Annotated in this window: 9 protein-coding genes and 1 pseudogene; 1 reads left to right on the top strand and 9 read right to left on the bottom strand. The window is 33.8% G+C overall.

Annotation, left to right across the window (positions count from 1 at the left end):
* Positions 1-268 precede the first annotated feature (268 nt).
* The 9 genes and pseudogenes from Q5O73_RS09390 to Q5O73_RS09350 all read right to left on the bottom strand — a co-directional run bounded on the left by Q5O73_RS09390 (position 269) and on the right by Q5O73_RS09350 (position 6928).
* The gene (locus tag Q5O73_RS09390; protein ID WP_302624186.1) at positions 269-973 is read right to left on the bottom strand and encodes a YoaK family protein; all 705 of its coding nucleotides are present in this window, start codon (positions 971-973) and stop codon (positions 269-271) included.
* Positions 974-1041: 68 nt separating this feature from the next.
* A pseudogene (locus tag Q5O73_RS09385) lies at positions 1042-1398 on the bottom strand (SPASM domain-containing protein); the annotation flags it as partial.
* Between the two features lie 80 nt (positions 1399-1478).
* The gene (locus tag Q5O73_RS09380; protein ID WP_302669553.1) at positions 1479-3671 is read right to left on the bottom strand and encodes a CotH kinase family protein; all 2193 of its coding nucleotides are present in this window, start codon (positions 3669-3671) and stop codon (positions 1479-1481) included.
* A gap of 194 nt (positions 3672-3865) precedes the next feature.
* Positions 3866-4618 (bottom strand): exodeoxyribonuclease III, encoded by a 753-nt coding sequence (xth, locus tag Q5O73_RS09375; protein WP_302669552.1) that lies wholly within the window; start codon positions 4616-4618, stop codon positions 3866-3868.
* A 49-nt stretch (positions 4619-4667) separates the two neighbouring features.
* The gene (locus tag Q5O73_RS09370; RefSeq protein ID WP_302669551.1) at positions 4668-5765 is read right to left on the bottom strand and encodes an endonuclease/exonuclease/phosphatase family protein; all 1098 of its coding nucleotides are present in this window, start codon (positions 5763-5765) and stop codon (positions 4668-4670) included.
* A 112-nt stretch (positions 5766-5877) separates the two neighbouring features.
* Positions 5878-6015: a hypothetical protein gene (locus Q5O73_RS09365; RefSeq protein ID WP_302629326.1), complete on the bottom strand. Its 138-nt coding sequence runs from the start codon at positions 6013-6015 to the stop codon at positions 5878-5880.
* Positions 6003-6497: a hypothetical protein gene (locus Q5O73_RS09360; protein ID WP_021952808.1), complete on the bottom strand. Its 495-nt coding sequence runs from the start codon at positions 6495-6497 to the stop codon at positions 6003-6005. The genes Q5O73_RS09365 and Q5O73_RS09360 overlap by 13 nt, the downstream gene beginning before the upstream one ends.
* Positions 6472-6666 (bottom strand): hypothetical protein, encoded by a 195-nt coding sequence (locus Q5O73_RS09355; RefSeq protein ID WP_021952809.1) that lies wholly within the window; start codon positions 6664-6666, stop codon positions 6472-6474. The genes Q5O73_RS09360 and Q5O73_RS09355 overlap by 26 nt, the downstream gene beginning before the upstream one ends.
* Before the next feature lie 49 nt (positions 6667-6715).
* Positions 6716-6928: a hypothetical protein gene (locus Q5O73_RS09350; protein ID WP_118590150.1), complete on the bottom strand. Its 213-nt coding sequence runs from the start codon at positions 6926-6928 to the stop codon at positions 6716-6718.
* Between the two features lie 256 nt (positions 6929-7184).
* Between Q5O73_RS09350 and Q5O73_RS10675 the strand changes: the two genes are divergently transcribed.
* The coding region (locus Q5O73_RS10675) for a helix-turn-helix domain-containing protein (protein WP_368076760.1) at positions 7185-7350 on the top strand (166 nt) is incomplete at its 3' end.

Genomic DNA, 7350 nt, shown 5'->3' with positions numbered 1-7350 from the left:
AACAAGTATAACTGTTCCAATTGTAAGATTATTAGGTATAAAAATAGCAAGTTCCACTACAAGTGCAATAATAAGATATACCACCATAGCAAAACCTGCTGCCATATACATATTTTTTAAAGCTCTTTTAGATAATTTTTCGTACATATTAGTCCTCCTGTAAATAAACTTACTGTAAGTTTACCATATAGTTCATGACTAATCTACAAAAATCATCAATTGCCTTTATTCACCTATATTGTTTTTCATCTTTGTTAGGGATAATATTCTATGCCTTCGCTTCCCCCAATACTGTAATATCCTTTTCAATTTTTTCCTCTACTTCGTCTTTTATATTTTCCGGAAGTACCTCTAAAGTAAAGGCTGCCACTGAAAAAGGAACTGCGAAAAGGCTTGCCATATATCCGAACTCCTTACATGTAAAGTACGATATAGCAACTCCCACATGAAACCATATAAGAGAATTGCCATAAAATTTGCCTTTTTCTAACTGCTCCGGATTTTTGTCTAAAAGATATTCAGTAAAACCGATTACACACTGTTTCAAGTTATTAGTTGAAAAAATTGTTGCACTATTATATTTTCCAACGCCGTGAAAAACACTCCACTGGGTTGACATCATAAAAAATATAGGAAGAAGTCCCACCAGAGGATTGATACTTTTTGGCATGAAAAACAATGCAATCATAATTATAATTTCCACGGTAATTGCGTATTTCCTTGTATTAACATTAGTCCTTTTCCCTAAGCAAACACAAATTGCGATTGCCGTAATGTAAAGCACAAAAGCTAAAATTCTTAAGAAAAAATCAAAATAATTTTTTCCTAAAAGAGTACACACAATATCTATCATATTCGTAGTCTGGGCTGATCCCATATTTTCAAATCCATTAACTATGGCATATGCCCCAAAAAATCCACCAATTATGCACATAAGGCTATGAATGTACATTTCTTTACTTCGGAAGTTCATTTTCTAACACCATCCTTTATGTTTTCTTCCGAGATACTATCATAGCACTTTTTTGAAAATTGGCAAATTTATTTCTTATAATTCTCATAAGAAGGCTTTTTATAATCAGTTTCTTTCCATATTTTGTCGGCAACTCCTGCCCACTCTTTTGCATATTCACTACATTTTCCGCACAAATGCTCTACCGTCTCCGGTGATTGCAGGTCTGTTGACTTAGCTCTTGTCTCCTTCACCATTCTCTGAAGAATTTCAGGATTTTCCAACATAGGACATGGTCTTAAATGATTTTCGTTAAAAGGCTGATTATTTCTGTATGCCATAAACAATGGGCTTTTCAATATTTCCAATAAAGATTTTTCCCTAATGTTGGAATCTGAATAATGTATAAACACACATGGTTCAGCATCACCATTGGCATTAATATGTATAACTTGTTGGTAAGTATTATTATTTGAGTATTTTTAGAATATATTCTGAAATCCGTTTATAAATTAGTCGTACAAACCTATTTTCTTGTTTTTCCGGTTTTTACCTTACACCAATATGAATAAACTCTCTTTCCTTTTACACAATAATACGTTCTTATTCTCACATAATATTTTTTCTTTGTTTTTAACTTCTTTATGGTCTTTGAAGTTGTTTTATAGTTTTTGATTAAAACTGTCTTTGCCTTTTTAAACTTCTTAGATGTGGAATACTGTATCTGGTATCCTTTTACCCCCTTAATCTTCTTCCAGCTTATTTTCAATGATTTCTTAGCTTTTTTAATAGATTTAATGGATGTAGTTTTTGGTCTTGTAACCTTAGTTGATGTTCCGGAAGTAGTTGTAGGTTTAGATACAGGCTTTGTGGTAGAAGGTTCTTTTGTAGTTTCTTCTCCACCTGTCACCTTTATATCTACAGATTTTACCAGGCGTGCATCACTTATGGTAAGTTCACCATTCCTACATTCTAATGTTGCCATATGCATATGAAAACCTAAATTATATTTGCCCAGGTCTAAACCTGATTTTTCCAAATCTATTATTAGCAACTTATCTGTATCATATAAAGATAATGCCTTTTCATCTGCTGACACAAAATTATTATCACAATATACATTTTTAAACCAGTATGGCTTTGACTTAATCTCATCACTGCCTGACTTACCTCTAAATTCCAACCTGAATGTAGAAATATCACCGGTATATCTTATTACCAGATATTTATAAGAGCTATCTGCCATTCCCTTAAAATTAACAAATCCCAACCACTGATAATCCTTATCTGTCCATGAATACGACCCAATCATTGCCTGATTTCCTTTTGGATTTCCATCAAGAACAATATCATCTGCACTTTCATTGTAGGTTACTGTTATAGTCTTTTTAAGTGTGACAGCTCTGCCACCTGCAAACTGAGTTTTTAAATATTTATCTCTGTCTATTAACCACTGTCTTAGATATTCAATTGCACTTCTATAATCCTTCCACTTAGCAGTACCTGCATAACTAATGCCATCAGCGCTGTCTTTGTTGGTTACACTCCATCCTGCACCACCATTTTTCTTTGGAAGATAATTTCTTGCAAAAGAGTTTTTATATGTAGATGTTATGCAGTTAATTGAATTGCCGGTATTTCCATAAATCATATTTGAAATAAGTCCTGATATCTGACTGTAACGTTCAGACACAGTATTATAAAACTCCGGCATTTCCATAAGTTTTTTAAACCATGTAAACTGCTGACACCATAATCCCTTACTGCTGTCACCATTTTCAAAATAAGTAGGATAATTCACCGGATTGGCATTTCCGCCTGACAAATCCAAATCCCACAAAGGTCCTGCATACAATACGCCGTCTTTTATGTAAAACCTTGTGGAGCTGTAATTAAAATCAACATTTTTAAACAATTCATTTACAATATAAAAATTAGCAAATGACTTTAAATCCACAAACTTAGACACTTCCTCAAAATCACCGTTTTCCAATGCTGTTTCAAATCTGTTTAACACTGTAAGAGTCTGCTTATACTGTTCAGTGTTTTCAGCGAGTCCTTCCGGTTCACCAACATTAAATCTTATTCCATATCTTATTGTTCTCAGATATGTTTGACCTTCCTCTGTCCTATCATATTCCTTTTCAAGAAGAACATCATTAGAGCCCTCTGAATTAATATCTACCCTATTTTCTCCAACTTCCACAGATTCAATTAACAGATAATTTCCGTAATAAACGTCATTTATGTATAAATCAACATATGTGCTTTTACTTGTATACTTAAGTCCCAAACTTGTAGCAAATTCCATAGCGAGACGATTTCTGATTAAAGACTTGTCAAATGCGTTTGCCAATAGACTCCATTTCTTTGCCTTGCCCATTCCAAACACATCTTTAGCCTTTGAGAATGAAATATTAAATGGCTTTTTATCAGCCACTGCTGTTGAATTTCCTCTTACCTTAATTGTTCCATCAGACTCTATTGTGTCATAAATTACATTATCTTCATACAAATCTCCCCCTTCTTTATCTACCACGGTAATCTGCGCCGGAACCTTTTTTTCTTTAGTTATGGTGGTTCCATCGGTAGTGACATAAATCGTACGAATGTCTCCCGGCTTCCTTTGTTCATTAGCAGATACGCTTTTTCCATTACACAACGCCCCTGAAACGACAATCAAAAATGCTGTCATTGTAATTAGCAATTTTCTAAGCATAATCCTTTCCTCCGTTCATTTTGTTTTATTCTATATTGCACTTCCCATATTTAATTTAACCCGTTCATTTCATTGATATAATTGTATCAGAGTATTATATTTTTTTAAATAAATTAAATGCACAAAAATAAAATGAGGCATAATGCCCAAAAGCAAAAGCCTCATTTTATGCTAAATAACCATTGATATTTTATCTACTGAAAATCAAGTTCCACAGGACAGTGGTCTGACCCCATTATTTCCGTATGAATTTTGGCATCCTTCATTCGTTCTTTTAAATCCTCAGACACAAGGAAATAATCTATACGCCATCCTGCGTTCTTTTCCCTTGCCTTAAATCTGTATGACCACCAGCTGTACACCGACTCCAAATCGGGATAAAAATATCTGAAGCTGTCCACAAATCCACTGTCTAACAACTCAGTCATTTTTTCTCTTTCTTCATCAGTAAATCCTGCATTTTTCCTGTTTGTCTTTGGATTTTTCAAATCAATTTCATTGTGTGCCACATTCATGTCTCCACATACAATTACCCCTTTTTTCTCTGCAAGACTATTTAAATATTTTCTAAAATCATCTTCCCATTTCATTCTGTAATCAAGTCTTGCCAACTCATTTTGAGAATTAGGAGTATAAACAGTAATCAGATAAAAATCCTGATATTCTAATGTAATTACTCTGCCTTCTAAATCATGTTCTTCTATATTAATGCCATAAGAAACAGAAACCGGTTCATGCTTTGTAAATATTGCAGTTCCTGAATATCCCTTTTTAACTGCATAATTCCAATACTGATAATATCCCGGTAACTGAAGGTCAATCTGCCCTTTCTGCAACTTAGTTTCCTGAAGGCAGAAAAAGTCTGCATCTAACTTTTCAAAATCCTCCATAAAGTTTTTCCCTACACAGGCTCTTAACCCGTTTACATTCCATGATATAAATTTCATAATATAATCTGCCTTTCCATAAGAAAATTGTTTTGTTATTTCACCTGCTTTATTTTAATTTAAATTTCATAAATACCGGCTGATGGTCTGAATATAAAAATCCGTTATCCTTAACTGTATAATCCGTCATTTCCACATTATCCGAAATAATAAATCCATCTAATATACAGGTAAAAGTTTTTCCCGGAATATATTCTGTATCATCATTTCTGTTAGAATCTGCCAGACTGTCGTACTTTTCCTTTGATAGCTGATCCATGGCAAATGAAAGACCTTCCGGCATTTTGCTTCTTGGAAATGGATATGCCCAGCTTTCATATTCAACGCTGTCATCCTCTGCTAATTTTAAGTCATGATTAAAATCACCGCCACAAATAACATAATTTCCTTTATCCATTTCAGACTTCATATCCTGAAAAAGCATGGAGGTTTGAGCTTCTCTTATTTCATCACTGTTTCCATATGCAGACATGTGAACGCCGTAAATAATTAATTCCTTTCCGTTTTCCACTGGCACTCTGCTTACGCTGTAACATCTGTCTAAATCCAACAATTTAGAAAATGATGTGGAAATAGGAAAGCTTCTTCTTAGGGCAGAGGTTATCTCGTACTTTGAGTAAACACTAATACCGGAATATGATTTTCCAATAGGTTCATTGAAAGGATAAAATAAATATGCAGAATCATAGTTTACTGCGAAATTCTGAAAATATCCCTGAAACTTTTTATTAATAAGATTTTCCTGATTTACGTGATAACTTCTGGTGGAATCCCTGTCAACTTCCTCAAAAATCATAAAATCAGGATTTTCACTTTTGGCATAATCTGCTGCTCCATTAATGGCATCTATACCTGACTGCTTGCTAAAGCATCTGGAATACTTGCCTCCATCCATAAAGAAACTGTAATCCGGAGTATATGCACCAAATCCCACATTATAAGTACCTGCTGTATATTCCACTCCTGTCTTAACCTTGCTTCCTTCCGTGGCATTTAATGAATTGATTTCAATAGGCTGCTTATCCTTAATTCTGTGATAGGTTCCAAATACATATAGAACATACACAATCACCACCAACAAAAATGCCGCAATAACAGACAACAGAGTTACTACTATTTTCTTTTTAACTGACCATTTTTTCTTCATTTGTATGTTGCTCCTTTAGGCTATAAATATTTTCACTGTTATTATAAATGAATTTAATATGAGGTTAGTATAACATATTAGGAGGCGGGGAAGCAAACAGGTCAGCAGATTTCTATACTGCTTGATTCTCTGCAACAACCAGACCATCATCATTCTCTTTTGCATTCATAATATCCTCAACTTCCGCTAAATTTTCCTCACATGTATCCGCTAATGCTTCACAATCTATGTAATCCGTTAAAGCATACATACAGTTAAGTTCCTCCTATTTTCATTCACTTCATTGGTTGTGTTCGTATTCGCTTTCGCCTTATGCATATTGCTGTTTTCAAACAATTCATCCTTTATTTCACGACGGTTTTCACCACAAACCCTTAACAGCTCCACAAGATCAGTTGCTTCATTGTCATCTGTTTCACACAATTCAATATAATGCAAAACATCACAAATCTTTTGGTCTACTTCTGACTGCTTTTTTGTTAATTCATCTTTGTAATCAGTTAAATTTGAAGCCTCATATGCAAAATGTGTTAAATATTCCTCCCAATCCATTTCCGACAAATCATAGGAAGATGGATTTTTGGTTATACTACAATGAACTTCGTCTCTGGTAAGTTTTTTTGCCAGTGAAATATCTTCCTGAACAAAGTCATAAGTTTCCTCATTTCCACTGTACTGAACCTCAGTTTTCTCATAATCTAACGATTCATTTTCCCCTTCCACCGGAATCATACGATAAAAAGATGATTTTTTTCCCAACGGATATTTTGCTATTTGCCTGAGAAAATGTGAAAACTGTAGCTTCTTCTTTACCTGCTGCCACCACCAACTGTTCCTCTTTATTTACCCGGTAATAATTTTCGCTGTAATCCATAATGTAATATAGTAAATCTGTACTCATGTGAGCCTCCTTATCTTATAAAGTTTCATATTAATTTAGCCAATGAACTTTATTTGTTTCTTAAACAAACCTCAACAAACATAATTAAAATAAAAATTGCAATTACCAGTAAAACCGGGTGAAGTAACAGCCACATAAGTGCAAAGACAAATATTATACCTCCCACAATTTTTCCTATTCCTATCAACCCTGAAAAATCCCCATTGCTTGCCGCCACTATTGAACCAACTACAAGCATCAATATAAAAGCTAAAATATGCATAAATGCCACCTCCGTTTAAATTTAGTAAAAGTTAATAAAGATTAATTAGTAGTAAAATTTGAAGATTATAAATTTACCTTACATAAACATTAGCATTTTTTAAGTCCATTAAAAAGGACTTGTGAAGGAACGGATGTTTATTTAATTGCAATTTAAACTGCTAGTTTTCCCCTGCTACTACTTTTGCAAACTAGCAGTTACCTTTGCAAAAGTGTATATTTTAAGTAGTCTTTGTTTGATCAGAAAGGAGGCTTTTATGCCAAAACAATTATCCTTATCTGAACGAATAATTATTGAACGTATGATTAGTAAAGACTACTCTTTTGCCTCTATTGGTAGAAATCTTGAACGTTCAGCTTCTACCATTTCCAGAGAAGTAATTAAATATCGATGCTTTGTTGATAGAATTCCTCTCCCTGGCG

The sequence above is a fragment of the Eubacterium sp. AF15-50 genome, from assembly GCF_934835595.1.
GTDB classification, from domain to species: domain Bacteria; phylum Bacillota; class Clostridia; order Lachnospirales; family Lachnospiraceae; genus Eubacterium_G; species Eubacterium_G segne.
This window is presented reverse-complemented; position numbering and strand designations above follow the sequence as displayed.

Bases quoted from the DNA above. Each gene is read 5' to 3' on its own strand.
- Q5O73_RS09390 (WP_302624186.1), bottom strand. From the start codon at position 973: ATGAACTTCCGAAGTAAAGAAATGTACATTCATAGCCTTATGTGCATA.
- Q5O73_RS09380 (WP_302669553.1), bottom strand. From the start codon at position 3,671: ATGCTTAGAAAATTGCTAATTACAATGACAGCATTTTTGATTGTCGTT.
- xth (WP_302669552.1), bottom strand. From the start codon at position 4,618: ATGAAATTTATATCATGGAATGTAAACGGGTTAAGAGCCTGTGTAGGG.
- Q5O73_RS09370 (WP_302669551.1), bottom strand. From the start codon at position 5,765: ATGAAGAAAAAATGGTCAGTTAAAAAGAAAATAGTAGTAACTCTGTTG.
- Q5O73_RS09365 (WP_302629326.1), bottom strand. From the start codon at position 6,015: ATGTATGCTTTAACGGATTACATAGATTGTGAAGCATTAGCGGATACA.
- Q5O73_RS09360 (WP_021952808.1), bottom strand. From the start codon at position 6,497: ATGATTCCGGTGGAAGGGGAAAATGAATCGTTAGATTATGAGAAAACT.
- Q5O73_RS09355 (WP_021952809.1), bottom strand. From the start codon at position 6,666: ATGAGTACAGATTTACTATATTACATTATGGATTACAGCGAAAATTAT.
- Q5O73_RS09350 (WP_118590150.1), bottom strand. From the start codon at position 6,928: ATGCATATTTTAGCTTTTATATTGATGCTTGTAGTTGGTTCAATAGTG.